1 protein-coding gene is annotated in these 724 nt (G+C 74.9%); it reads left to right on the forward strand.

Translation table 11 applies throughout. From position 1 onward, the window contains the following. Positions 1-724: type VI secretion system baseplate subunit TssG (gene tssG, locus B8460_RS17345; RefSeq protein WP_048862876.1), on the forward strand; the 724-nt coding region annotated here is incomplete at both ends.

Genomic DNA, 724 nt, shown 5'->3' on the forward strand with positions numbered 1-724 from the left:
GGGCGCGGGCCGCGCGCCGAGCCGGTGCTGTTCCGCGCCGCGCCGATGCTCGGCTTCCCCGCCGGCGAGATCGCCGCACTGCGGGCGCGTCCCGACGCCGAGGACTGGCCGGCCGAGGCCGAGACGACGTTCCTCGGCCTGTACGGCCCGTCCTCGCCGATGCCGGCCTTCTGGACCGAGCGCATCCTGTTCGGCGACGACGACGAGCGGCAGAACCTGCGCGACCTGCTGGACCTGTTCGGCCACGCGCTGACCAGCCTGCTCTACCGCATCTGGCAGCGCAACCGGCTGCATCTGGGGTACGATCGCGGGGGCACGGACGCCGCGTCGCACGCGCTTCATGCCGTGGCCGGCGCGGAGGCGGAGGGCGGGGCCGGGGTGCGCCTCGATCCGGTGCGACTGCTGCCGCTGGCCGGGCTGCTGGCACAGAACACACGCTCCGCCGCGGTGATCGAGCGCGTCGTCGGGCCGTATTTCGGCATCCCGGCGCGGATCGAGGAATGGGTGGAGCGGCGCGTCGTCATCCCGCCCGAGGCGCGGTTCGCGCTAGGCGCGCCGCAATCGGCGTTGGGCGACGGGTTGCTGCTCGGCGCGACCGTGGCCGATCTGGGGACCACCATCTGCCTGCTGCTCGGCCCGCTCGACGAGGCGACGTTCATGGCGTTCCTCCCCGGCGGGGCGCGACGGCCGGAACTGGCGGCGCTGCTGCGGCTCGCGGTGCGCG

Source organism: Acidisphaera rubrifaciens HS-AP3 (genome assembly GCF_000964365.1).
GTDB lineage: Bacteria > Pseudomonadota > Alphaproteobacteria > Acetobacterales > Acetobacteraceae > Acidisphaera > Acidisphaera rubrifaciens.